The organism is Klebsiella ornithinolytica (assembly GCF_030505655.1).
Lineage (GTDB): Bacteria > Pseudomonadota > Gammaproteobacteria > Enterobacterales > Enterobacteriaceae > Klebsiella > Klebsiella ornithinolytica.
Map to the genome: position 1 here is coordinate 4,862,522 of NZ_CP130153.1, position 25,590 is coordinate 4,888,111.

Here is a 25,590-nt window from a genome sequence, read left to right on the forward strand (position 1 = left end):
CATACTCACGGTAAATGCTAGTATCCCATAGACAGTAGCTATATTTATGCGTGTTTCATTTAAGGCCAGGATTGCTGATGATGACCACATTCGTAGCACATCTATTTCACCGGGTAGTCGCGCAGCTGGACGTGCGTGCCGGTCGGCCTTGCCCCTCCCCACCTCTGCCTTACAAAGGGATAACGCTCCGTACAACGGAGAGAAGAGACGCGCATCACTCAGCAATATGGAACAGAGCGAGTAGCGTATGGACAAAATCAAACAGCACTGGGCCTGGTGCCTTATCGGCCTGCTGGCGGTTATCGCCGCCCTGATATGGTGGGCATTACGTCCGCCGGGACTTCCGCAGGGCTTTGCCAGCAGCAACGGCAGAATAGAAGCCACTGAGGTGGATATCGCCACCAAAACTGCCGGACGCATCGACGCCATTCTGGTCAAAGAGGGGCAGTTTGTTCACAAGGGCGAGGTGCTGGCGCGGATGGATATTCGGGTGCTGAACGAACAGCGCCTCGAAGCGGCCGCCCAGATTAAAGAGGCGCAAAGCGCGGTCGCCGCCGCCAAAGCGCTGCTCGATCAGCGACAAAGCGAAATGCGCGCCACCGAAGCGGTGGTGAAACAGCGGCAGGCGGAGCTGAACTCCACCGCGAAACGCCACGTGCGCTCCAGCGCGCTGTCGCAGCGCGGCGCGGTGTCAGCCCAGCAGCTTGACGACGATCGGGCGGCAGCGGAAAGCGCCCGGGCAGCGCTCGAATCCGCCAGAGCCCAGGTCTCAGCGGCAAAAGCGGCAATTGAAGCCGCCCGTACCAGCATTATTCAGGCCCAGACCCGCGTTGATGCCGCTCAGGCAACCGAACGGCGCATCCTTGCCGATATTGACGATAGTGAACTCAAAGCGCCACGCGACGGCCGCATTCAGTATCGCGTCGCCGAACCGGGCGAAGTGCTGGCCGCCGGCGGTCGGGTGCTGAATATGGTTGACCTCTCCGATGTCTATATGACCTTCTTCCTGCCTACCGAGCAGGCAGGCTTGCTGGCACTGGGTAGCGAAGCACGCATCGTGCTCGACGCGGCCCCGGGCCTGGTGGTGCCTGCTCATATCAGCTTTGTCGCCAGCGTCGCGCAGTTTACGCCAAAGACGGTAGAAACCAGCGATGAACGCCTGAAGCTGATGTTCCGCGTGAAGGCCCGCATCCCGCCGGAGCTGCTGGAGCAGCACCTGGAGTATGTGAAAACCGGTCTGCCCGGCATGGCGTATGTTCGCCTGGATAGCCAGCGGGCGTGGCCCGATACGCTCACGGTGAGGTTACCGCAATGAGAGGCGTTCAGCAGGATACTCACCCACCGGTCGCCCTGCTGGAACACGTCGGCCAGCGCTTTGGTGCCACCGTCGCGCTGCGGGATATCACGCTAAGCATCCCCGCTCGTCAGATGGTCGGTCTGATCGGCCCTGATGGCGTCGGTAAATCCAGCTTACTGTCGCTGATTTCCGGTGCGCGGGTCATTGAACAGGGTAACGTGATGGTGCTCGGTGGCGATATGCGCGATGCGCGTCACCGCCGGGATGTTTGCCCCAAAATCGCCTGGATGCCGCAGGGGCTGGGCAAAAACCTCTATCACACCCTGTCGGTATATGAAAACGTCGATTTCTTTGCCCGTCTGTTTGGTCATGACAAAGCCGAACGCGAGAACCGCATCGATGAACTCCTGCGCAGCACCGGACTGGCCCCTTTCCGCGATCGCCCTGCCGGGAAATTATCCGGCGGGATGAAGCAGAAGCTCGGCCTGTGCTGCGCGCTGATCCATGATCCGCAGCTGTTGATCCTTGATGAACCGACGACCGGCGTTGACCCGCTTTCTCGCGCCCAGTTCTGGGAGCTGATTAACAGCATCCGCCAGCGCCAGCCGGAGATGAGCGTACTGGTCGCTACGGCCTATATGGAAGAGGCGGAACGCTTCGACTGGCTGGTAGCCATGAACGCGGGGGAAGTACTGGCAACCGGCAGTGCCGAAGAACTTAAAGCGCAAACCCACAGTCAGACCCTGGAGCAGGCGTTTATCGCCCTGCTGCCGGAAGCCCAGCGCAAGGCGCATAAAGAGGTGATCATTGCGCCGCGTAACGCCCAGGAAAATGACATCGCGATTGAAGCCCGCGGCCTGACCATGCGCTTCGGCAACTTCGTGGCGGTCGATCACGTGAACTTCCGCATCGCGCGCGGCGAGATTTTTGGTTTCCTCGGTTCGAACGGTTGCGGTAAATCAACCACCATGAAAATGCTGACCGGCCTGCTGCCCGCCAGCGAAGGCGAGGCCTGGCTATTCGGTCAGCCGGTCGATCCAAAGGATATCGAAACCCGCCGCCGCGTCGGCTATATGTCGCAGGCCTTCTCCCTCTACAGCGAATTGACCGTCAGGCAGAACCTCGAACTGCACGCCCGTTTATTTCACATTCCGTATGCCGAGATCCCCGCTCGGGTGGCGGAAATGAGCCAGCGTTTTATGTTAACGGAGGTCGAAGATGCGCTGCCCGCCTCTCTGCCGTTAGGCATTCGTCAGCGCCTTTCGCTTGCCGTGGCGGTGATCCATCGTCCGGAAATGCTGATCCTTGATGAACCGACTTCCGGCGTCGATCCGGTCGCCAGGGATATGTTCTGGCAGCTGATGGTCGATCTCGCCCGTCAGGATCGGGTAACGATTTTTATCTCGACCCACTTTATGAATGAAGCCGAGCGCTGCGATCGCATTTCGCTAATGCACGCCGGGAAGGTACTGGCCAGCGACACGCCGCAGGCGCTGGTTGCGCAGCGCGGCGCGGCGAACCTTGAAGAGGCGTTTATCGCCTGGCTGCAGGATGCCCAGCGGGCCGTCGAACAAATACCGCCCGCCCCGCCGGTTAACTCTCCCGCCGGAACGACGGCCCCGCGCCAGGCGTTCAGCCTGCGACGACTGTTTAGCTACAGCCGACGTGAAGCGCTGGAGCTGCGGCGCGATCCGGTACGTTCGACTCTGGCGTTGCTGGGTACCGTGATTCTGATGTTCATCATGGGATATGGCATTAGCATGGATGTGGAAGATCTGCGCTTCGCGGTCCTCGATCGCGATCAGACTCTCAGCAGTCAGGCCTGGTCGCAGAATATCGCCGGTTCGCGCTACTTCATTGAGCAACCGCCGCTGCAGAGCTATGACCAACTGGACAGGCGGATGCGCAACGGCGAACTGGCCGTCGCCATTGAAATTCCACCTGATTTCGGCCGCAATATTGCCCGCGGTACGCCGGTAAAAATTGGCGTCTGGGTGGACGGCGCGATGCCTAACCGGGCTGAGACGGTACGCGGCTACGTCCAGGCGATGCATCTGGCCTGGCTGCAGGAGATGGCCGGACGGCAGGCGACGCCCGGTCGCGATACGTCGCTGATATCCATTGAGACGCGCTATCGCTATAACCCGGACGTGAAAAGCCTGCCGGCCATTGTTCCGGCGGTGATCCCGCTGCTGTTGATGATGATCCCGGCGATGCTCAGCGCGCTGAGCGTGGTCCGTGAAAAAGAGCTTGGTTCAATCATCAATCTGTACGTCACGCCGACGACCCGCAGCGAGTTTTTACTGGGCAAGCAGCTGCCGTATATCGCGCTGGGTATGTTTAACTTCCTCCTGCTGTGCGCGCTGTCAGTCGTGGTGTTTGGCGTGGCGCATAAGGGCAGTTTTCTGACCCTGACGCTGGCGGCGCTGCTCTATGTCACCATCGCCACCGGGTTGGGGCTGCTGATCTCGACCTTTATGAAAAGCCAGATTGCGGCCATCTTCGGCACCGCCATTATTACGCTGATACCGGCCACGCAGTTTTCCGGCATGATTGACCCGGTCGCTTCGCTGGAGGGGCCAGGGCGCTGGATTGGGCAGATTTACCCGACCAGCCACTTCCTGACCATTGCCCGCGGCACATTCTCAAAAGCCCTGAGCCTGACCGATCTGTGGGCGTCCTTTATACCGCTGCTGATTGCCATCCCGCTGGTGCTCGGCCTCAGCGTGTGGCTGCTGAAAAAACAGGAGGGATGATGCGCGGATTACGCAATATTTATAATCTCGGCGTCAAAGAGCTGCGCAGCCTGCTCGGCGATAAGGCGATGCTGACCTTAATCCTGTTCGCCTTTACCGTGTCGGTCTATTCCTCAGCGACCGTGATGCCGGGGTCGCTGCATCTGGCGCCTGTCGCGATTGCCGATATGGATAAATCGCAGCTCTCTTCGCGTATTATCAACGGCTTTTATCGGCCGTGGTTTTTACCGCCTGAGCTGATCAATGAAGATGAGATGGATGCCGGGCTGGATGCCGGGAACTATACTTTTGCCATTAATATTCCGCCCAACTTTCAGCGTGATGTGCTCGCCGGACGGCAGCCGGAAATTCAGGTGAACGTCGATGCCACGCGTATGAGTCAGGCGTTTACCGGCAATGGCTATATCCAGAATATCATTAGCGGGGAGGTGAACAGCTTCGTGGCTCGCTACCGGGGTAATGATACCCTGCCGGTCGAGCTGGCGGTGCGCATGCGCTTTAACCCCAATCTCGAACAGGAGCGTTTTGGCGCGGTCATGGCCATCATCAATAACATCACCCTGCTGGCCATCGTGCTGACCGGCTCGGCGCTGATCCGCGAGCGCGAGCACGGGACAATCGAACACCTGCTGGTCATGCCGGTCACGCCATTCGAAATTATGCTGGCAAAAATCTGGTCGATGGGACTGGTGGTCCTGGTTGTTTCCGGGCTGTCGCTGCTGCTCATGGTCCAGGGGGTGCTACAGGTGCCGATTGAAGGCTCCATCCCGCTGTTTATGCTGGGCGTGGCCCTGAGCCTGTTTGCCACCACCTCAATCGGTATCTTTATGGGAACGCTGGCTCGCTCGATGCCGCAGCTGGGGCTGCTGATGATTCTGGTGCTGCTGCCGCTGCAGATGCTGTCTGGTGGGTCGACCCCGCGGGAAAGCATGCCGCAGGCGGTGCAGGATATTATGTTAACCATGCCGACCACGCATTTTGTCAGCCTGGCGCAGGCGATTCTGTATCGGGGAGCTGACTTTGCTATCGTCTGGCCGCAGTTTTTAACCCTGATGGCCATCGGCGGCGTGTTCTTTACTATTGCACTGCTACGTTTTCGTAAAACGATTGGCACAATGGCATGAGTGATGCGCGGTGGCCGTACGTCAGGTGACGGCCACCGGCGATAAGGGACGAGGTTAGTGCTTGCGGTTTATCACGCGACGTAGCAGCCAGGTAAAACCCATCGCCATGCTGAACAGGATAAAGAGCAGAACCACCCAGCTCAGCGAAATACGCACTAACGCGCTGAACGTCATCAGCGGCTGCAGGTAGACGGTAAAGGATTCGCTTACCGGTTTCCCCATCAGCAGCATTGCGCTGTCAACGGCCCAGACGCACACCCGGCAAGCAACCCAGATAATCGCCGGCCAGCACAGCAGAACCAAAAAGGTGAAGCGTTCCTGCAGGTAACGGATGAACCGTCGCAAAGGCGACCATTTTAAAAGGATCTTCATTTATATTCTCATCGTGTCGCTCGATAACATTGATGCCACACCCATGAGACTGCGTGGAGTAGAGGAGGATCTCAGCGACATCGGGATAGCATTAATACTGATCGTACGCGCTACATTATATCGATATTACAGTGACACGAACTCGATCGAGTTAACAAACTGTTAATGACACTAAAACATTTTCCCTCGAAAGTCCAGTTACAACAGCACATGTCGTTAAATACAAACAAACTATTTTAATATATTGATAAATAATGATTAAAATTAAAAATATAAATCAATCAAATACTTTTAAATATAAATATGGATTTTTGGCTTTATTTATTACGACAATAACAAACTCAGGAAATAATATTTAATATTAATAAATAAAGCGTCATAAAGAGAAGCGGGATATATTCTGCACCACGAGAGATGAAAAGCAGTATTTTCGCAGAATAAAAGATGAGCGTTGCAGTGAATCTCTCGTTGCGCAGTGCCTGAGTGAGGTATGACGCCTGTTTCACCATCCTGAAGGGGGGTTACGCGTGACATCTGTCCGGGATGCCCGATCGCACCTGTCTGTCAGGCCAGATTGTGTACCGACAAAAACGCAAAAAGCCCGTCGGTGAGGACGGGCTTCTGACTGATTTGGTGCCTGGCCGTTTATGGCGGGCTTTCCTGCCCGCCACCCTTCGGGCCGTTGCTTCGCAACGTTCAAATCCGCTCCCGGCGGATTTGTCCTGCTCAAAGAGTCACTCTCCGACAAACAACAGATAAAACAAAAGGCCCAGTCTTCCGACTGAGCCTTTTGTTTTATTTGATGCCTGGCAGTTCCCTACTCTCACATGGGGAGACCCCACACTACCATCGGCGCTACGGCGTTTCACTTCTGAGTTCGGCATGGGGTCAGGTGGGACCACCGCGCTATCGCCGCCAGGCAAATTCTGTTTTCACCCCGCATTCCTGCGTGATGATTTAATCTGTAATCAAGCTGAACATTCGTCTCTTCGCCAAAACAGCTTCGGCGTTGTAAGGTTAAGCCTCACGGTTCATTAGTATCGGTTAGCTCAACGTATCGCTACGCTTACACACCCGACCTATCAACGTCGTCGTCTTCAACGTTCCTTCAGGACTCTCAAGGAGTCAGGGAGAACTCATCTCGGGGCAAGTTTCGTGCTTAGATGCTTTCAGCACTTATCTTTTCCGCATTTAGCTACCGGGCAATGCCATTGGCATGACAACCCGAACACCAGTGATGCGTCCACTCCGGTCCTCTCGTACTAGGAGCAGCCCCCCTCAATTCTCCAGCGCCCACGGCAGATAGGGACCGAACTGTCTCACGACGTTCTAAACCCAGCTCGCGTACCACTTTAAATGGCGAACAGCCATACCCTTGGGACCTACTTCAGCCCCAGGATGTGATGAGCCGACATCGAGGTGCCAAACACCGCCGTCGATATGAACTCTTGGGCGGTATCAGCCTGTTATCCCCGGAGTACCTTTTATCCGTTGAGCGATGGCCCTTCCATTCAGAACCACCGGATCACTATGACCTGCTTTCGCACCTGCTCGCGCCGTCACGCTCGCAGTCAAGCTAGCTTATGCCATTGCACTAACCTCCTGATGTCCGACCAGGATTAGCTAACCTTCGTGCTCCTCCGTTACTCTTTGGGAGGAGACCGCCCCAGTCAAACTACCCACCAGACACTGTCCGCAACCCGGATCACGGGTCTACGTTAGAACATCAAACATTAAAGGGTGGTATTTCAAGGTTGGCTCCACGCAGACTGGCGTCCACGCTTCAAAGCCTCCCACCTATCCTACACATCAAGGCTCAATGTTCAGTGTCAAGCTATAGTAAAGGTTCACGGGGTCTTTCCGTCTTGCCGCGGGTACACTGCATCTTCACAGCGAGTTCAATTTCACTGAGTCTCGGGTGGAGACAGCCTGGCCATCATTACGCCATTCGTGCAGGTCGGAACTTACCCGACAAGGAATTTCGCTACCTTAGGACCGTTATAGTTACGGCCGCCGTTTACCGGGGCTTCGATCAAGAGCTTCTCCTTACGGATAACCCCATCAATTAACCTTCCGGCACCGGGCAGGCGTCACACCGTATACGTCCACTTTCGTGTTTGCACAGTGCTGTGTTTTTAATAAACAGTTGCAGCCAGCTGGTATCTTCGACTGATTTCAGCTCCACGAGCAAGTCGCTTCACCTACCATCAGCGTGCCTTCTCCCGAAGTTACGGCACCATTTTGCCTAGTTCCTTCACCCGAGTTCTCTCAAGCGCCTTGGTATTCTCTACCTGACCACCTGTGTCGGTTTGGGGTACGATTCGTTGTTACCTGATGCTTAGAGGCTTTTCCTGGAAGCAGGGCATTTGTTACTTCAGCACCGTAGTGCCTCGTCATCACACCTCAGCGTTAACAGAAGTCCGGATTTACCTAAACTTCCCGCCTACATGCTTAAACCGGGACAACCGTCGCCCGGCTAACATAGCCTTCTCCGTCCCCCCTTCGCAGTAACACCGAGTACAGGAATATTAACCTGTTTCCCATCGACTACGCCTTTCGGCCTCGCCTTAGGGGTCGACTCACCCTGCCCCGATTAACGTTGGACAGGAACCCTTGGTCTTCCGGCGAGCGGGCTTTTCACCCGCTTTATCGTTACTTATGTCAGCATTCGCACTTCTGATACCTCCAGCAACCCTCACAGGCCACCTTCAACGGCTTACAGAACGCTCCCCTACCCAACAACACATAGTGTCGCTGCCGCAGCTTCGGTGCATGGTTTAGCCCCGTTACATCTTCCGCGCAGGCCGACTCGACCAGTGAGCTATTACGCTTTCTTTAAATGATGGCTGCTTCTAAGCCAACATCCTGGCTGTCTGTGCCTTCCCACATCGTTTCCCACTTAACCATGACTTTGGGACCTTAGCTGGCGGTCTGGGTTGTTTCCCTCTTCACGACGGACGTTAGCACCCGCCGTGTGTCTCCCGTGATAACATTCTTCGGTATTCGTAGTTTGCATCGGGTTGGTAAGTCGGGATGACCCCCTAGCCGAAACAGTGCTCTACCCCCGAAGATGAGTTCACGAGGCGCTACCTAAATAGCTTTCGGGGAGAACCAGCTATCTCCCGGTTTGATTGGCCTTTCACCCCCAGCCACAAGTCATCCGCTAATTTTTCAACATTAGTCGGTTCGGTCCTCCAGTTAGTGTTACCCAACCTTCAACCTGCCCATGGCTAGATCACCGGGTTTCGGGTCTATACCCTGCAACTTAACGCCCAGTTAAGACTCGGTTTCCCTGCGGCTCCCCTATACGGTTAACCTTGCTACAGAATATAAGTCGCTGACCCATTATACAAAAGGTACGCAGTCACCTAACAAGTAGGCTCCCACTGCTTGTACGTACACGGTTTCAGGTTCTTTTTCACTCCCCTCGCCGGGGTTCTTTTCGCCTTTCCCTCACGGTACTGGTTCACTATCGGTCAGTCAGGAGTATTTAGCCTTGGAGGATGGTCCCCCCATATTCAGACAGGATACCACGTGTCCCGCCCTACTCTTCGAGTTCACAACGTGTGCATTTTAGTGTACGGGGCTATCACCCTGTACCGCCGGACTTTCCAGACCGTTCCACTAACACACGCGCTGATTCAGACTCTGGGCTCCTCCCCGTTCGCTCGCCGCTACTGGGGGAATCTCGGTTGATTTCTTTTCCTCGGGGTACTTAGATGTTTCAGTTCCCCCGGTTCGCTTCGTTAAGCTATGTATTCACTTAACGATAGTGTGACGAATCACACTGGGTTTCCCCATTCGGAAATCGCCGGTTATAACGGTTCATATCACCTTACCGACGCTTATCGCAGATTAGCACGTCCTTCATCGCCTCTGACTGCCAGGGCATCCACCGTGTACGCTTAGTCGCTTAACCTCACAACCCGAAACTGTTTCGTAAAACAGTCCGCGTTGCGAAAATTTGAGAGACTCGAACACACCGCTTTTTCCTTTCTTATTACGGAGAAAGGAAACAGTGTGTCGTTTCAATTTTCAGCTTGATCCAGATTTTTAAAGAGCAAATATCTCAAACGTGATTCCTGAGAATCAGTTTTGAGATATAGAGGTCGGCGACTTTCACTCACGAACCAGCAAGTGGCGTCCCCTAGGGGATTCGAACCCCTGTTACCGCCGTGAAAGGGCGGTGTCCTGGGCCTCTAGACGAAGGGGACACTGAAGTCTCAATCGCAAGACGCCTTGCTATTTACTTTTCATCAGACAATCTGTGTGAGCACTACAAAGGCAGGTTCTTTCAGGTAAGGAGGTGATCCAACCGCAGGTTCCCCTACGGTTACCTTGTTACGACTTCACCCCAGTCATGAATCACAAAGTGGTAAGCGCCCTCCCGAAGGTTAAGCTACCTACTTCTTTTGCAACCCACTCCCATGGTGTGACGGGCGGTGTGTACAAGGCCCGGGAACGTATTCACCGTAGCATTCTGATCTACGATTACTAGCGATTCCGACTTCATGGAGTCGAGTTGCAGACTCCAATCCGGACTACGACATACTTTATGAGGTCCGCTTGCTCTCGCGAGGTCGCTTCTCTTTGTATATGCCATTGTAGCACGTGTGTAGCCCTACTCGTAAGGGCCATGATGACTTGACGTCATCCCCACCTTCCTCCAGTTTATCACTGGCAGTCTCCTTTGAGTTCCCGACCGAACCGCTGGCAACAAAGGATAAGGGTTGCGCTCGTTGCGGGACTTAACCCAACATTTCACAACACGAGCTGACGACAGCCATGCAGCACCTGTCTCAGAGTTCCCGAAGGCACCAAAGCATCTCTGCTAAGTTCTCTGGATGTCAAGAGTAGGTAAGGTTCTTCGCGTTGCATCGAATTAAACCACATGCTCCACCGCTTGTGCGGGCCCCCGTCAATTCATTTGAGTTTTAACCTTGCGGCCGTACTCCCCAGGCGGTCGACTTAACGCGTTAGCTCCGGAAGCCACTCCTCAAGGGAACAACCTCCAAGTCGACATCGTTTACAGCGTGGACTACCAGGGTATCTAATCCTGTTTGCTCCCCACGCTTTCGCACCTGAGCGTCAGTCTTTGTCCAGGGGGCCGCCTTCGCCACCGGTATTCCTCCAGATCTCTACGCATTTCACCGCTACACCTGGAATTCTACCCCCCTCTACAAGACTCAAGCCTGCCAGTTTCAAATGCAGTTCCCAGGTTGAGCCCGGGGATTTCACATCTGACTTAACAGACCGCCTGCGTGCGCTTTACGCCCAGTAATTCCGATTAACGCTTGCACCCTCCGTATTACCGCGGCTGCTGGCACGGAGTTAGCCGGTGCTTCTTCTGCGAGTAACGTCAATCGCCAAGGTTATTAACCTTAACGCCTTCCTCCTCGCTGAAAGTACTTTACAACCCGAAGGCCTTCTTCATACACGCGGCATGGCTGCATCAGGCTTGCGCCCATTGTGCAATATTCCCCACTGCTGCCTCCCGTAGGAGTCTGGACCGTGTCTCAGTTCCAGTGTGGCTGGTCATCCTCTCAGACCAGCTAGGGATCGTCGCCTAGGTGAGCCATTACCCCACCTACTAGCTAATCCCATCTGGGCACATCTGATGGCATGAGGCCCGAAGGTCCCCCACTTTGGTCTTGCGACGTTATGCGGTATTAGCTACCGTTTCCAGTAGTTATCCCCCTCCATCAGGCAGTTTCCCAGACATTACTCACCCGTCCGCCGCTCGTCACCCGAGAGCAAGCTCTCTGTGCTACCGCTCGACTTGCATGTGTTAGGCCTGCCGCCAGCGTTCAATCTGAGCCATGATCAAACTCTTCAATTTAAGTTTGATGCTCGTGAATTAAACTTCGTAATGAATTACGTGTTCACTCAGAGACTTGGTATTCATTTTTCGTCCGAGGACGTTAAGAATCCATGTCACTTTGAGTGCCCACACAGATTGTCTGATAAATTGTTAAAGAGCAGTGCGACGGCGCTGAGCGCTCTGTCGCGAGGTGGCGTATATTACGCTTTCCTCTTTCAGAGTCAACCCTGAATTTCAGAATTTTTTCTCTGCCGACCCGGCTTAATCTGTGAACTCGTTCACGTTTGCCGTGTCAGTGGGAGCGCATTATAGGGAGTTTTGTTTGCATGGCAAGCCTTAAAATACAAAAAACTTATCAAACGCTCATTATTTGAACTTTCCCGTTTTCTCCCCGGTGGCCCCGAAACGGAGAAACCCAGTATCCACGCGGCTTACAGCGGTAACAAGGCCAAATCCTGCTCGGTGTAAAAAAGCGCGCGCGGTATGGGTCATCGCCATTTTTCCACCTCTCTTTCTTTACTCCTCTCACCGCGTACCGTCGCAGATGGCGAATTAAGCGGCTGTATTGACTCATGACAAAGCGCCGCTGGCCGACTCCTTTCTATAATCAGGCCCGTTTCTACATTACTGGTGTGAACCTATGGCTTATCAACTGAACATCAACTGGCCCGAGTTTTTAGAGAAGTACTGGCAAAAGCAGCCGGTGGTATTAAAGAATGCTTTCCCGGACTTCGTCGATCCGATTACGCCGGATGAGCTGGCCGGTCTGGCCATGGAACCAGAAGTCGACAGTCGCCTGGTGAGCCTGGTTAACGACCGTTGGCAGGCGAGCAACGGACCGTTTGAACATTTTGACGGCCTGGGCGAGAGCGGCTGGTCTCTGCTGGCACAGGCGGTAAACCACTGGCATATGCCGGCTGCTGAGTTGGTACGTCCCTTCCGCGTTCTGCCGGACTGGCGCCTCGACGATCTGATGATCTCCTTCTCCGTCCCCGGCGGCGGCGTTGGCCCGCATATCGATCAGTATGATGTCTTTATTATTCAGGGAATGGGCAGCCGTCGCTGGCGCGTGGGCGACAAGCTGCCAATGCGCCAGTTCTGTCCGCACCCGGCGCTGCTGCATGTCGATCCTTTCCCGCCAATCATTGATGAAGATCTGGCGCCAGGCGATATCCTCTATATCCCGCCGGGATTCCCGCACGATGGCGTTACCCACGAAACCGCGCTGAACTACTCCGTCGGCTTCCGGGGTCCTAATGGTCGCGATCTCATCAGTAGCTTTGCCGATTACGCGCTGGAAAACGATCTCGGCGGCGAGCACTACAGCGATCCGGACCTCACCTGCCGTGAGCATCCCGGCCGCGTGGAAGAGTATGAGCTCGAGCGCTTGCAGTCGATGATGATCGACATGATTAAGCAACCGGAAGACTTTAAGCAGTGGTTCGGCCGCTTTGCGACCACCCCGCGTCATGAGCTGGACATTGCCCCGGCCGAACCGCCGTATACTGAAGAGGACGTTGTGGATGCGCTGACGGGGGGTGAAAAGCTGTGCCGCCTGAGCGGACTACGAGTTCTGCATATCGGCGACAGCTTCTTTGTCAACAGCGAGCAGCTGGAAACAACCGACGCGAATGCGCTGGACGCTCTGTGCCGGTATACCACTGTGGGTCAGGGCGAGCTGGGCGAAGCGCTACAGAATCCGGCATTTGTGGCGGAACTCGTCCGCCTGATCAATCAAGGCTACTGGTACTTCGAAGAGTAATCCCGCTGCCCCGCACGGGTCTACCCGAAAGCCTGGTTTTGCCAGGCTTTCGCCGTTTATGGCATCTGTTTTGGCAAGGTCAGGATAAAGCGCGTTGAGCGGCTATCGGACTCCACCACCACGCTGCCGTGATGCGCGGTGACAATAGACTTCACGATCGCGAGGCCAATACCGCTCCCCTCACCTTTACGCTGCCGGGAAGGATCGACGCGATAAAAACGGTCGAACAGCCGAGGCAAGTGCTCAGGCGCAATCGGCGCCCCCGGATTTTCCACCACCAGCTTCGCCTGCCCGGCGCTTTCGCTGACCTGAATCGTCACCGCCTGCTGACCCGGCGTGTAGCGAATGGCGTTCGACAGCAGGTTGCTGATTGCCCGCCGCAGCATCAGCGGGTCGCCGTTCACCCAGCATGCATTTCCCGTAAAACGCAGCGTCACCTCTTTCTCCTCCGCCCAGGCTTCAAAGAAGTCGAACACTTTGTTGACCTCATCGGCCAGGTTCAGGGTTTTCTGCTCGGGGATCAGCTGATTATTATCAGCCTGCGCCAGAAACAGCATATCGCTCACCATCCGCGACATCCGCGAAAACTCTTCCAGGCTGGAGTACAGCACATCTTCCAGCTCTTTCTGGCTGCGGGTCTGACTGAGGGCGATTTCCGTTTGCGTCACCAGGTTGGTAATCGGCGTGCGGATCTCATGGGCAATATCGGCAGAAAAGTTGGACTGGCGAGTGAAGACATCTTCAATACGTTCCAGCATATGGTTAAACGAAATCACCAGCCGCTCCAGCTCCACCGGAACACTCCCGGGATTTAACCGTACGTCGAGATCTTTGGACGTGATGTTTTGGATCTGCCGGCTGACCTGGCGGATCGGTTTGTGTCCTTGATAAACCACGAACAGCACAATAAAGATGATAAGAATGCTGATCACCGACGCCGCCGAAATCAGTTTCGCCTTCAGTTCGTTAATATAGTGCAGGTGGAAATCAATCGATAACGCCATCAGCAGGTAATAAGCCGGTTTGCCCTCCGCCGTTTTGCCGAGCGGCAGCATAATCAGCCGCCAGGCGCTGCTTTGCAGTTGATGGTTATCATGCGTCATCGCCCGCGGATGTGGATCGCTCCACGAGATCACACTCCCGTCCTGCAGGCGAGCCACCAGCCCGGGGGTGTTCATGATATGGCTCAGATCCGGGCCATTCGGCGACTGGAAAAGCGTCTGTCCGTTAGCATCATCGAGGCAGATAAAGACGTTGGCGTAGCCATCAATGACGTTTTTCACGATGTCCAGGCGCTGGGCCTGCGGATAGTCGCCGTGGTTTAGCACCGTTTCAAGCGTTGTCGCGAGCTGCTTTAAGTCGTGAACGTCACGCTCCTCAAAGTGCGCTTTTACCGAATGGATCATTATCCAGGTGAAGGCAAAGAACGCCACGATCGTGGCCAGGCTGATAAAAAAAGTCAGCCGCGAAGCCAGCGAAAAGGGCCGCGGAAACCACTTACTCAACATCCGGGACCTCGAGCATATAGCCCACGCCGCGCACGGTCTGGATAAGCTTCGGTTCAAAGTCATTATCGATTTTAGCCCGCAGCCGTTTGACCGCCACGTCGATGGCATTGGTATCGCTATCAAAGTTCATGTCCCAGACCTGGGATGCAATCAGCGACCGGGGCAGGACTTCTCCCTGATGACGCAGAAAGAACTCCAGCAGCGTGAACTCTTTGCTGGTCAGGGTGATACGCGTTCCGCCGCGGGTCACTTTACGGCTCACCAGATCGACGAACAGATCCGCCGCCTGAAACTGGCTTTCAACCATGGTCGACGCACCGCGGCGCAGCAAGGTTCTGACCCGCGCCAGCAGCTCGGCAAAGGCAAAGGGCTTCACCAGATAGTCGTCCGCGCCCAGCTCCAGTCCCTTGACCCGATGCTCAACGGTGCCCAGAGCCGTCAGCAGCAGGACGGGCACCCCTTTATTGGCGGCGCGCAGCATTCTGACAATATCCCAGCCATTCACATCGGGCAGCATAATATCGAGAATCAACAGGTCATAATCGCCGGTCATCGCCAGGTGATAGCCGTTCAGACCATTATCGGCCAGGTCGACGACAAAACCGGACTCCGTTAGCCCTTTGGTCAGGTACTCCCCGGTTTTTTTCTCATCTTCGACGATCAAAATCTTCATGACATGCTCCTTCACGCGCCTTTTGTGCGGGTTTCCAATTCTAGTGGAGCCAAACCGGATAGCAATGAATTCTCAGGTAAATGACAGCTTTGTCATTTTCCTGTCACGCATCGAACAGAGGCCGTTTTGTACAGTACCCGTCATTCATTCGTCGTCGAAAACGTCCTGCCCTATGCGCAAATTAAAGCTCATCACGCTCAGCGTGACTTTTGTTCTGACCGGCTGCCTCTCTTTAGCACCGGAGTACCAGCAGCCAACCTCGCCGGTGCCGCAGCAGTTCTCACGCAGCCAGAACAAACTGGTCACGATGCCGGTAAATTATCAGGATAGCGGCTGGCGGACATTTTTCGTCGACCCGCAGGTGAAGTCGCTAATTGGCGAAGCGCTGCTGAACAACCGGGATTTGCGCATGGCAACGCTCAAAGTCCAGGAGGCAAGAGCGCAATATGGCGTCACCGACGCCGATCGCTACCCGCAGCTTGATAGCGCCGCCAGCACCACCTGGAGCGGCAAACTCAAAGGTGACACCACCACCGCCAGCGACTATCAGGCCGGGCTTAACCTCAGCTTTGATCTCGATTTCTTCGGCCGTCTGAAAAACTTAAGCGAGGCGGACAGGCAAAACTATTTCGCCAGCGAGGAAGCCCGCCGGGCGGTTCATATTCTATTAGTCTCGAATGTCTCGCAGAGCTATTTCAACCAGCGCCTGGCCTGGGCTCAGCTGCAGGTGGCGAAGGAGACGTTGCAGAACTACCAGCGTTCCTACGCCTTTGTCGAGAAACAGCTGCTGACCGGCAGCACCAATGTCCTGGCGCTGGAGCAGGCCCGCGGGGTCATCGAAAGCACCCGTGCCGATATTGCCAAACGTGAAGGCGAACTGGCGCAGGCCAACAACGCTCTGCAGCTGCTGCTGGGGAGCTACCAGCATCTGCCTGATGACGCGGCCAGCAGCCTCCTTGATATCAACGGCGTCGCCTTGCCGCCGGCGCTCTCTTCGCAGATCCTGCTGCAGCGCCCGGACATTTTAGAAGCCGAGCACGGTTTACGCGCCGCGAACGCCAATATCGGCGCCGCGCGCGCGGCCTTTTTCCCGTCGATAACCTTAACCAGCTCGCTGTCCGGCAGCAGCGCGGATTTGTCACGCTTGTTTAACCCCGCCAGCGGGATGTGGAATTTCGTCCCCAAAATCGAACTGCCGATTTTTAATGCCGGGCGCAATCAGGCCAACCTCGATTTAGCGGAAATCCGCCAGCAGCAGTCGGTGGTGAATTATGAGCAAAAAATTCAGGCCGCCTTCAAAGAGGTCGCCGATGCGCTGGCCCTGCGCCAGAGCCTGGCAGACCAAATCAGCGCTCAGCAACGCTACCTCGCTTCGCTGCAGACGACCCGGCAGCGAGCCAGAGCGCTCTATCAGCACGGCGCGGTGAGCTATATCGAAGTGCTGGATGCCGAGCGTTCGCTCTTCACCACGCAACAAACCCTGCTGGACCTCAACTACGCCCGTCAGGTCAACGAAATCAAGCTATTCACCGCCCTGGGTGGCGGCTGGATGGAATAACCCCTCATTTACTTTCAGGAGCATGAATGATGAATCACCTTACTAAAACCCTCATTTTCGGCCTGCTTTCTACGGTGATGTTCGGCGCGCAGGCCAACGAACATCAGCATGGCGAAATGATGAACGCCGCGCCCGCCGTGCAACAAACGCCGGCCATCAGCGCCACCGGCGAGGTTAAATCCATTGATATGGAAAGCAAAAAAGTCACCATCGCCCATGATGCGATTCCGGCGGTGAACTGGCCACCGATGACCATGCGTTTCACCTTTACCCCGCAAACGCCGCTCAACGACATTAAAGCCGGCAGCAAAGTCGCCTTTACCTTTATTCAGCAGGGCAATCTCTCCTTATTACAGGATATCCATCTCGCACAGTAACGCCCACGGAGATAGCTTCCCAATAACACCGGAATGGACACAGATATGGCCTCGTTAACCCTCAAAAACAGCGCGCTGATTATCGGCAGTATGCTTATTGGCGGCATGATCTCCGCAAGCCTGTACGCCTGGTTCTCGCCACCAACCGCCGCGGACAGCGCGGCACCGACCGGTACAAAAGAGGCCCGTAAAGTGCTGTTCTGGTATGACCCGATGTACCCTAATACGCGCTTTGATAAACCGGGAAAATCACCGTTTATGGATATGGACCTGGTGGCGAAGTATGCCGACGAAGAGGGAGCCTCCCCGTCTACACCCGGCGTGCGTATCGATCCCACGCAGACCCAAAACCTGGGGCTGAAAACCGAACCCGTTCGCCGTGGCCCGCTGCATTTCGAGCAGCTGCTGCCGGCGAGCGTCAGTTTTAACGAATATCAGTTTGTGATTGTGCAGGCGCGCTCGGCGGGATTTATCGAGAAAGTATATCCCCTGACCGTTGGCGATAAAATTCGCCAGGGCACGCCGCTGGTCGATCTGACCATTCCGGACTGGGTCGAAGCCCAGAGCGAATATCTGCTGCTGCGGGATACCGGCGGAACCGCCACCCAGGTGGAGGGGATCCTCGAGCGTCTGCGCCTCGCCGGTATGCCGGAAGAGGATATTCGCCGCTTAAAAGCGACGCGTAAAATTCAGACCCGCTTCACCCTCAAAGCCCCGATCGATGGCGTTATCACCGCCTTTGATTTGCGCAGCGGGATGAACATCACCAAGGATAACGTGGTGGCGAAAATTCAGGGAATGGATCCGGTGTGGATCGGCGCCGCGGTACCGGAATCTATTGCCTGGCTGCTTAAAGACAGCTCGCAGTTGACGATTTCCGTTCCCGCCTGGCCGGGGAAAACCTTCACCATCAGCAAATGGACGATTCTGCCCAGCGCCGATGCCACGACCCGCACGCTACAGCTGCGCCTGCAGGTGGATAACCCCGACGAGATGCTCAAACCGGGGATGAACGCCTGGCTGCGGTTGAACACCCAAAGCCAGCCGATGCTCTTGATTCCGTCAAAAGCGCTGATCGATACCGGTACGGAGCAGCGGGTGATCACGGTTGACAACGACGGGCGTTTTGTCCCGAAACGTATCGACGTATTCCAGCAATCCGGCGACGTCACGGCGGTCAGCGCCGGCCTCAGCGAAGGCGAAAAGGTGGTCTCCAGCGGTCTGTTCCTGATTGATTCGGAAGCCAATATTTCCGGCGCGCTGGACAGGATGCGCGCGCAGACGCCTGCCGCGATACCGACACCCGCAGCGCACGCCCACTGAGGAGATGACAAATGATTGAATGGATAATCCGTCGCTCGGTGGCCAACCGCTTTCTGGTGATGATGGGCGCGCTGTTTCTCAGCCTCTGGGGCGCGTGGACCATCGTCCATACGCCGGTCGATGCTCTGCCGGATCTCTCGGATGTACAGGTTATCGTTAAAACCAGCTATCCGGGGCAGGCGCCGCAAATCGTCGAAAATCAGGTCACCTGGCCGCTGACCACCACCATGCTGTCGGTGCCAGGAGCCAAAACGGTACGCGGCTTCTCGCAGTTTGGCGACTCCTATGTGTACGTCATTTTTGAGGATGGCACCGACCCCTACTGGGCGCGCTCCCGGGTACTGGAATATCTCAATCAGGTGCAGGGTAAACTGCCGGCGGGCGTCAGCGCCGAAATGGGACCGGATGCAACCGGCGTGGGCTGGATCTTCGAATATGCGCTGGTCGATCGCAGCGGTAAACACGACCTCGCCGAACTGCGCTCGCTGCAAGACTGGTTTTTAAAATATGAGCTGAAAACCATCCCCAATGTCTCGGAAGTGGCATCGGTCGGCGGCGTGGTCAAAGAGTATCAGATTGTCGTCGACCCGCAGAAACTGACCCAGTATGGCATCAGCCTGTCGACGGTGAAATCCGCGCTGGATGCCTCCAACCAGGAGGCGGGCGGTTCTTCCGTCGAGCTGTCGGAAGCTGAGTATATGGTGCGCGCCAGCGGCTACCTGCAGACGCTGGATGACTTTAATAATATCGTGCTGAGAACCGGCGACAACGGCGTGCCGGTCTTTTTGCGCGATGTGGCGCGGGTACAAATGGGCCCGGAAATGCGCCGCGGCATTGCCGAACTGAACGGTGAAGGCGAAGTGGCCGGCGGCGTGGTGATCCTGCGCTCCGGCAAAAACGCCCGCGAAGTGATTTCCGCCGTTAAAGACAAGCTCGAGACCCTGAAAAGCAGCCTGCCGGAAGGGGTGGAAATCGTGACGACCTACGATCGCAGCCAGCTGATCGACCGGGCGATCGACAACCTCAGCAGCAAGCTGCTGGAGGAGTTTATCGTCGTAGCACTGGTCTGCGCGCTGTTCCTGTGGCACATCCGCTCCGCGCTGGTCGCGATTATCTCTCTGCCGCTTGGTCTCTGTATCGCCTTTATCGTCATGCATTTTCAGGGACTGAACGCCAACATCATGTCGCTGGGCGGTATCGCCATTGCCGTAGGGGCGATGGTTGACGCCGCCATCGTGATGATCGAAAACGCCCATAAGCGGCTGGAAGAGTGGGAGCACCATAACCCGGGGCAGAAACTGGCCAACGACACGCGCTGGAAAATCATCACCGACGCTTCGGTGGAGGTCGGCCCGGCGCTGTTTATCAGCCTGCTGATTATTACCCTGTCGTTTATCCCGATTTTTACCCTCGAAGGACAAGAAGGGAAGCTATTTGGTCCTCTCGCCTTTACCAAAACCTGGTCGATGGCGGGTGCGGCGCTGCTGGCGATCGTGGTGATCCCGATCCTGATGGGCTTCTGGATCCGCGGTAAGATCCCGGCGGAAACCAGTAATCCGCTCAACCGTTTTCTGATCCGCATTTATCACCCGCTGTTGCTGAAGGTGCTGCACTGGCCGAAAACCACGCTACTGGTTGCACTGCTGTCGATCCTGACGATCATCTGGCCGCTTAACCGGGTCGGCGGCGAGTTCTTACCGCAGATCAACGAAGGCGATCTGCTGTATATGCCCTCGACGCTGCCGGGGATCTCAGCCGCGCAGGCAGCGGATATGCTGCAAAAAACCGATAAGCTGATCATGACCGTGCCGGAAGTGGCCCGCGTGTTTGGCAAGACCGGAAAGGCAGAAACCGCCACCGACTCCGCGCCGCTGGAAATGGTCGAAACCACTATTCAGCTCAAGCCGCAGGCGCAGTGGCGGCCGGGGATGACCATGGAGAAGATTATTGAGGAGCTGGATAAGACCGTGCGGCTGCCGGGGCTGGCCAATCTGTGGGTACCGCCGATTCGTAACCGCATCGATATGCTCTCCACCGGGATCAAAAGCCCGATCGGCATTAAGGTTTCCGGCACGGTGCTCTCCGATATCGACGAGGTCGCCGAGCGGATCGAAGTGGTCGCCAGAACCGTGCCGGGCGTCACCTCGGCGCTGGCAGAACGCCTGGTGGGCGGGCGCTATCTGAATATCGATATCAACCGCGAAAAAGCGGCCCGCTATGGCATGACCGTAGGCGACGTTCAGCTGTTTGTGTCGTCGGCCATCGGCGGCGCCATGGTGGGTGAAACGGTAGAAGGCGTTGAGCGTTATCCGATCAACATCCGCTACCCGCAAAGCTATCGCGACAGCCCGGACGCCCTGCGCCAGCTGCCAGTCCTGACCCCGATGAAGCAGCAAATCACCCTCGGTGACGTCGCTGAAGTGAAGGTGGTGACCGGTCCTTCGATGCTGAAAACCGAGAATGCCCGCCCGGCCAGCTGGATCTACATCGACGCCCGCGATCGCGACATGGTCTCCGTGGTTCATGACCTGCAAAAAACCATCGCCGAACAGGTGCAGATGAAACCGGGGATCAGCGTGTCGTACTCCGGGCAGTTTGAGCTGCTCGAACGCGCCAATCAGAAGCTGAAGCTGATGGTGCCGATGACGCTGATGATCATCTTCGTCCTGCTCTACCTGGCGTTCCGCCGCTTTGGCGAGGCACTGCTGATCATTACCAGCGTACCGTTCGCCCTCGTTGGCGGTATCTGGTTCCTGTACGGGATGGGGTTCCATCTGTCGGTTGCCACCGGCACCGGGTTTATTGCGCTGGCCGGGGTGGCGGCGGAGTTTGGCGTGGTGATGCTAATGTACCTGCGCCACGCGATTGAAGCTCACCCGTCGCTGGAAAATCCGCAGACCTTTAGCGTCGAAAAGCTCGACGAGGCGCTGTATCAGGGGGCGGTGCTGCGCGTGCGGCCAAAGGCGATGACCGTGGCGGTGATTATCGCCGGCCTGCTGCCCATCTTATGGGGCACCGGCGCAGGATCGGAGGTAATGAGTCGCATCGCCGCCCCGATGATCGGCGGGATGATCACCGCCCCGCTGCTGTCGCTGTTTATCATCCCGGCAGCGTATAAACTGATGTGGCTGTACCGGCACCGGCAGACGCGGAAAGCGATATCGGCTTGATACCAGGCGGGGGCCAGAACGGCTCCCGCTTTTATCACTTCAGCGCCGTATTAACGGCCCAGTAATTTCTCATACTGCGCCTGGAACTGCGGCGCATTCCACGAACCGTCAAACAGGGTGTAAGTGATGTAGCCCTTATTTAACCAGCCGCTGTCGGTATCCTCCGTCGTTGGCGTCAGCGACGCCGGGTTCATGCCCTGCTTCGCCGTGCCGTCAGCCTGTAGCTCATAGCTAATCTGCGGGACAGGGAACTGCTCATTGTCGATGTAATGGACGCCTTTAATCTCCGTTGTCGGCAGCGGCGGATAGTTGATACTCAACCCCGAGCCTTTGGGTAATAAGGCGGCACCCGGCTCGCGGGTGGCGTTCAGCTTATCCACCACGGTCACGACGTAATCCACCGCATCGGGCCAGTATTTATGCGTGCTGGGCCATTTGTTTTTCATCTCCTCTTCCGTGAAGCGATAGCCGATGCTGGCCGCAATAGCCGGGAAACCGTAGCGCAGCGCGCGGGCCGCGGCGCTAACGGTGCCCGAGTTCACCTGCGCCATGCCGGTATTGGGGCCATCATTCACCCCAGAAATGACCAGGTCCGGCGCCGCCTCTTTCATCACCCCCCACAGGCCAAAATCCACGGCATCCGCCGGCGTGCCCGGGAAGCAGTAGCGCTTGTCAGCCACTTTCTTAACATCGAACGTTTTACCCGGTTTGAAGGTTATCGCTGAGCCGATGCCGCTCTGGTTGGTCGCAGGCGCCACCATCCACACGTCATACCCTTTGGCGGCCAGCTTTTCCTGTAACGACGTTGTGCCAACCGACTGGCAGCCATCGTCGTTAACCAGCAGGATTCTGAGCGGTTTTTCCGCCGCCTGAGTCGAGGCGGTCAGCATGGTGAGCAGCGCAGCGGCGAGGATGTTGATTTTCACGATCACTCCTTAGTCAGTATCAAGATATTTATCTGGCGCAAAAAAAAACCTAAGGGACCTGCACGCAAATTGACTTGCGCCAGGTCCCTTAGGTTTTGCCGTTATTCCGTTACAATCCCAGGACGTTGGAAAAATACTCCGTATCGGCAGAATAATCCAGAGGCAGCAGGCTTATTATGTGACTACGGTCAATAACAACAAACTATTCCCACTAAAAACAAAGGCTGAAAAATGATATTTCACCTGAATCCGAACAGCTAATCATTGCGAATTATCCCTGCTGCTTTTTGACGATATTGGCGGGGGGTTGGAATGTTATTGGTAACAAACCACAGGGCATGCGAACGATCACATTTATTAATATAAAAACAAATTCCGCCTGTTTTTCCATCGCTAACATGATAAAGTCGGCCACATTGGATTGTTACTGTTTTCAACACAGGCAAAACCTACGTCATATACTCTGGCGGCATCGTGCAACACATGCCCAACCCGAGTCGCTGACGTAGGTTTTTTTTTGGCTTTAAAATAATAAAAAGGAGAACAAAATGAACAAATGGCTAACCGCAATCATCATGATCGCCAGTGCCGCAACCTGTTCAGCAGCGGAAATGAAAGACGATGGCAGCATTAATATTTATTTTGCCCGACACGGGAAAACGCTATTAAATACCTTTGACCGCGTGCAGGGATGGGCCGATTCTCCGCTGACGGAAGACGGTATCCGCGTCGCCCGTTATCTCGGCGAAGGTTTAAAAGAGGTGAAGTTCGACCGTTTTTATTCCAGTGATGCCGGGCGACAGCGGGAAACCCTGGCGGTGATTCTGAAACAGGCCGGGATCGCCGATTATCACCCGATCGAGCTGCCTGGCCTGCGCGAAGCCTTTTTTGGCAGCTTTGAAGGCGGCTTCAACAAGGATATGGCCGCAGCCGGCGCAAAACAGCTGGGGTTAAAAGACAGCGCCGCCCTGTTCAGCAAAATGAAAGCAGGCACTCTGCCGGTGGCGGAAAGCCAGAACGCGCTGGCCGCTGCCGACCCGCAAGGTATGGCAGAAAATTATCAGCAGGTGAAGAGCCGTACTCAGGCGGCGTTGCATACCATCGTTGAAAATGCCGAGTCCCAGGGTGACAAAAATATCCTCGCCATTTCGTCCGGCACCTCGATGCAAATTATGATTTCCGACCTGACCGACGACACGGCGAAAAATAAACCGCTGGCCAACGCTGCGGTGGTGAAAATTGTCTATAAAAATGGCATCTATTCGGTTCCAGAAATCGGCACCATGAAATATGTCGAAGCCGGCAAGCAGGCTCTCAATAACAATAACTGATCGCTTAATTATATTATTGCAGATGACTGTTGAAGCCAGCCCCAGCTGGCTCGCAGCATCTCGCCTCGGGGTTTATAATGAAAAATAATATTATTACTATGATGCTGTTGACGCTTCCTGCCTGTGCCTGGTCAGCGAATGACGTTGCGCAAGCGGATATGATTGATACGGTATTTGCCGATCCTTTTTTTAGCCAGTCCCATATGACGCTGTCGCTTAAAAACTACTGGAAATATCTTAAGGAAGAAGAGACAGAACCCAAGAAAGTTCACAATGCCTGGGGCCAGGGCGTTGCCGTGGATTACCAGTCAGGTTATTTCGCCGATATCATCGGTTTCGATGCAACTTATTACGGTGCCATCAAGCTGGGTGCCAGCGACTATTTTAACTCGCGCGGCGTGCTCTATAATAACGGGACCGGTAATAAAAAGAGCAATGCCGAAGGTTTCTCCAAGTTTGGTCAGCGCAGCATGAAGCTGAAATATCAACTCGCCGATCTCAATCTGAACGCCCGCTGGGGCTGGCAGATGATTAAAAACACTGGCGTCATCTCCACCTCTACCCGTCTGTCGCCCACCACCTATCTCGGCTGGACCGGCGGCGTCAACTACGGTGACGTGACCCTGCGCGGCGCCTATATCGAAAGTTCGATGGACCGTAACTCGCCGGATAAGAAGCGCTTCCAGACCAACACCGGACGCTATCTTAACCATATCGCCAGCGGCGATATTCTGTGGCAGAGCGACCGGCTGAATTTACAGTACGGCTATGGTGAAAGCGATAACTACCTGCGCCGCCATGTGCTGTTCACGCAACTCAAACCGCTGAAGCAGTTAAATATTGGTACGCAGATTTATGCCACTCATGCTTTGGATGAATATAAAGCGATGCCGGCCAATAAGCGCGATTTCGACAGCAATGCCCGGCATTATGCGATTGATGTCAAATGGCAGGCGGATAACTGGAGCACGAAGTGGGGGCTGGGCTATACCGATGCCGAAAAAGCCCACGAAATCGGCTTTTTCCCCCGGCATATGAGCAAGAACTCACGCGGCACCTTTATTTCGATGGCCTACGCCGGCAGCGACTACATGCGTGACGGGGAGCTGGTGCTGGCAAATATTTCAGACTACAACCTGACGCCAGAGCTGGCGATAGGTCTGGCGGGCAACATTGCGCAGTTCAACTACAAGGGCAACCACGTGCGTACGGGTGAAATCAACGCGTTTAGCCGCTGGGTACCAACGCATCCGAAGCTGAAAAATCTGACCGTCTGGGCGATGTTCGGGCCAGGATGGTCCTATCGTATGAACGGAAAAACGCCGGTGCTGAACGATGGACACTATATCCGGGCTAATTCCCTCTCTTCCGAGGTCATCATCGAGTATCGCTTTAGTCTGTTCTGATCATTCATCCTGCCGTAAAAGAACAACTCTCGCTGCAGACCATCAGCGCCGATAAATAGCAAGAGGCGCTGTTGAGTCTGCACTCAACAATCATGACCGCAAAAAGCGTTTTGCCGGCGCGTGTGAACGAAAAAATGTGATGTGTGGCCGCGTCGCTGACAGGCCCGATTTCCGGGCTCTGTTGCT

General features: G+C 55.5%; 14 protein-coding genes, 1 tRNA gene and 3 rRNA genes. 10 read left to right on the plus strand and 8 right to left on the minus strand.

Features of this window, described 5'->3' with window-relative positions; translation table 11 throughout:
• The first annotated feature begins 247 nt into the window (after positions 1 to 247).
• From Q1L34_RS23125 to Q1L34_RS23135, 3 genes are read left to right on the plus strand one after another with little or no spacing between them, the layout of a single operon-like run.
• Positions 248 to 1,315 (plus strand): HlyD family secretion protein, encoded by a 1,068-nt coding sequence (locus tag Q1L34_RS23125; protein WP_004857450.1) that lies wholly within the window; start codon positions 248 to 250, stop codon positions 1,313 to 1,315.
• The gene (rbbA, locus tag Q1L34_RS23130; protein WP_327204299.1) at positions 1,312 to 4,053 is read left to right on the plus strand and encodes a ribosome-associated ATPase/putative transporter RbbA; all 2,742 of its coding nucleotides are present in this window, start codon (positions 1,312 to 1,314) and stop codon (positions 4,051 to 4,053) included. Before Q1L34_RS23125 ends, rbbA begins: the two co-directional genes overlap by 4 nt.
• The gene (locus tag Q1L34_RS23135; protein ID WP_004857446.1) at positions 4,053 to 5,177 is read left to right on the plus strand and encodes an ABC transporter permease; all 1,125 of its coding nucleotides are present in this window, start codon (positions 4,053 to 4,055) and stop codon (positions 5,175 to 5,177) included. Before rbbA ends, Q1L34_RS23135 begins: the two co-directional genes overlap by 1 nt.
• A gap of 54 nt (positions 5,178 to 5,231) precedes the next feature.
• Here the strand turns inward: Q1L34_RS23135 and Q1L34_RS23140 are convergent, their stop codons facing one another.
• The 5 genes from Q1L34_RS23140 to Q1L34_RS23160 all read right to left on the minus strand — a co-directional run bounded on the left by Q1L34_RS23140 (position 5,232) and on the right by Q1L34_RS23160 (position 11,388).
• Positions 5,232 to 5,549: a hypothetical protein gene (locus Q1L34_RS23140; protein WP_004857445.1), complete on the minus strand. Its 318-nt coding sequence runs from the start codon at positions 5,547 to 5,549 to the stop codon at positions 5,232 to 5,234.
• A gap of 804 nt (positions 5,550 to 6,353) precedes the next feature.
• Positions 6,354 to 6,469, minus strand: a 5S ribosomal RNA gene (gene rrf, locus Q1L34_RS23145).
• Positions 6,470 to 6,562: 93 nt separating this feature from the next.
• Positions 6,563 to 9,468, minus strand: a 23S ribosomal RNA gene (locus Q1L34_RS23150).
• A gap of 219 nt (positions 9,469 to 9,687) precedes the next feature.
• Positions 9,688 to 9,763 (minus strand) — tRNA-Glu (locus Q1L34_RS23155).
• Positions 9,764 to 9,848: 85 nt separating this feature from the next.
• A 16S ribosomal RNA gene (locus tag Q1L34_RS23160) occupies positions 9,849 to 11,388 on the minus strand.
• Together the 16S, 23S and 5S rRNA genes with 1 tRNA gene alongside form the textbook arrangement of a ribosomal RNA operon.
• Positions 11,389 to 12,010: 622 nt before the next feature.
• Here Q1L34_RS23160 and Q1L34_RS23165 point away from each other — a divergent pair.
• Entirely contained in the window at positions 12,011 to 13,132 is a 1,122-nt protein-coding gene (locus Q1L34_RS23165; protein ID WP_004857441.1) for a ribosomal protein uL16 3-hydroxylase, read from the plus strand.
• A gap of 56 nt (positions 13,133 to 13,188) precedes the next feature.
• On the opposite strand, the gene Q1L34_RS23170 is transcribed toward Q1L34_RS23165, so the two are convergent.
• Both Q1L34_RS23170 and Q1L34_RS23175 read right to left on the minus strand, forming a co-directional pair.
• On the minus strand, positions 13,189 to 14,640 hold the full coding sequence (locus Q1L34_RS23170) for a Cu(+)/Ag(+) sensor histidine kinase (protein ID WP_004857437.1): 1,452 nt from the start codon (positions 14,638 to 14,640) through the stop codon (positions 13,189 to 13,191).
• Entirely contained in the window at positions 14,630 to 15,313 is a 684-nt protein-coding gene (locus Q1L34_RS23175; RefSeq protein ID WP_004857434.1) for a copper/silver response regulator transcription factor, read from the minus strand. Before Q1L34_RS23175 ends, Q1L34_RS23170 begins: the two co-directional genes overlap by 11 nt.
• A gap of 172 nt (positions 15,314 to 15,485) precedes the next feature.
• On the opposite strand from Q1L34_RS23175, the gene Q1L34_RS23180 reads away from it, so the two are divergent.
• Genes Q1L34_RS23180 through Q1L34_RS23195 form a run of 4 tightly spaced genes read left to right on the plus strand, consistent with a single transcriptional unit; the run spans position 15,486 to position 21,741 of the window.
• Positions 15,486 to 16,871 (plus strand): efflux transporter outer membrane subunit, encoded by a 1,386-nt coding sequence (locus tag Q1L34_RS23180; RefSeq protein ID WP_044348419.1) that lies wholly within the window; start codon positions 15,486 to 15,488, stop codon positions 16,869 to 16,871.
• 29 nt (positions 16,872 to 16,900) lie between these two features.
• A complete protein-coding gene (gene cusF / locus Q1L34_RS23185; RefSeq protein WP_100663520.1) occupies positions 16,901 to 17,248 on the plus strand; it encodes a cation efflux system protein CusF in 348 nt (115 codons plus the stop codon).
• A 45-nt stretch (positions 17,249 to 17,293) separates the two neighbouring features.
• The gene (locus Q1L34_RS23190) at positions 17,294 to 18,571 is read left to right on the plus strand and encodes an efflux RND transporter periplasmic adaptor subunit (RefSeq protein ID WP_048025016.1); all 1,278 of its coding nucleotides are present in this window, start codon (positions 17,294 to 17,296) and stop codon (positions 18,569 to 18,571) included.
• Positions 18,572 to 18,582: 11 nt separating this feature from the next.
• Positions 18,583 to 21,741, plus strand: coding sequence for a CusA/CzcA family heavy metal efflux RND transporter (locus Q1L34_RS23195; RefSeq protein WP_032716448.1), 3,159 nt, complete (start codon positions 18,583 to 18,585; stop codon positions 21,739 to 21,741).
• A 50-nt stretch (positions 21,742 to 21,791) separates the two neighbouring features.
• Here the strand turns inward: Q1L34_RS23195 and surE are convergent, their stop codons facing one another.
• Positions 21,792 to 22,631, minus strand: a complete 840-nt coding sequence (gene surE, locus Q1L34_RS23200) for a 5'/3'-nucleotidase SurE (protein ID WP_155075448.1) — start codon at positions 22,629 to 22,631, stop codon at positions 21,792 to 21,794.
• A 584-nt stretch (positions 22,632 to 23,215) separates the two neighbouring features.
• Between surE and Q1L34_RS23205 the strand changes: the two genes are divergently transcribed.
• Together Q1L34_RS23205 and Q1L34_RS23210 are read left to right on the plus strand one after the other, a co-directional pair.
• The gene (locus Q1L34_RS23205; protein WP_015585243.1) at positions 23,216 to 23,998 is read left to right on the plus strand and encodes a histidine phosphatase family protein; all 783 of its coding nucleotides are present in this window, start codon (positions 23,216 to 23,218) and stop codon (positions 23,996 to 23,998) included.
• Between the two features lie 77 nt (positions 23,999 to 24,075).
• Positions 24,076 to 25,404: an OprD family outer membrane porin gene (locus Q1L34_RS23210; protein ID WP_032716444.1), complete on the plus strand. Its 1,329-nt coding sequence runs from the start codon at positions 24,076 to 24,078 to the stop codon at positions 25,402 to 25,404.
• Positions 25,405 to 25,590: the final 186 nt, after the last annotated feature.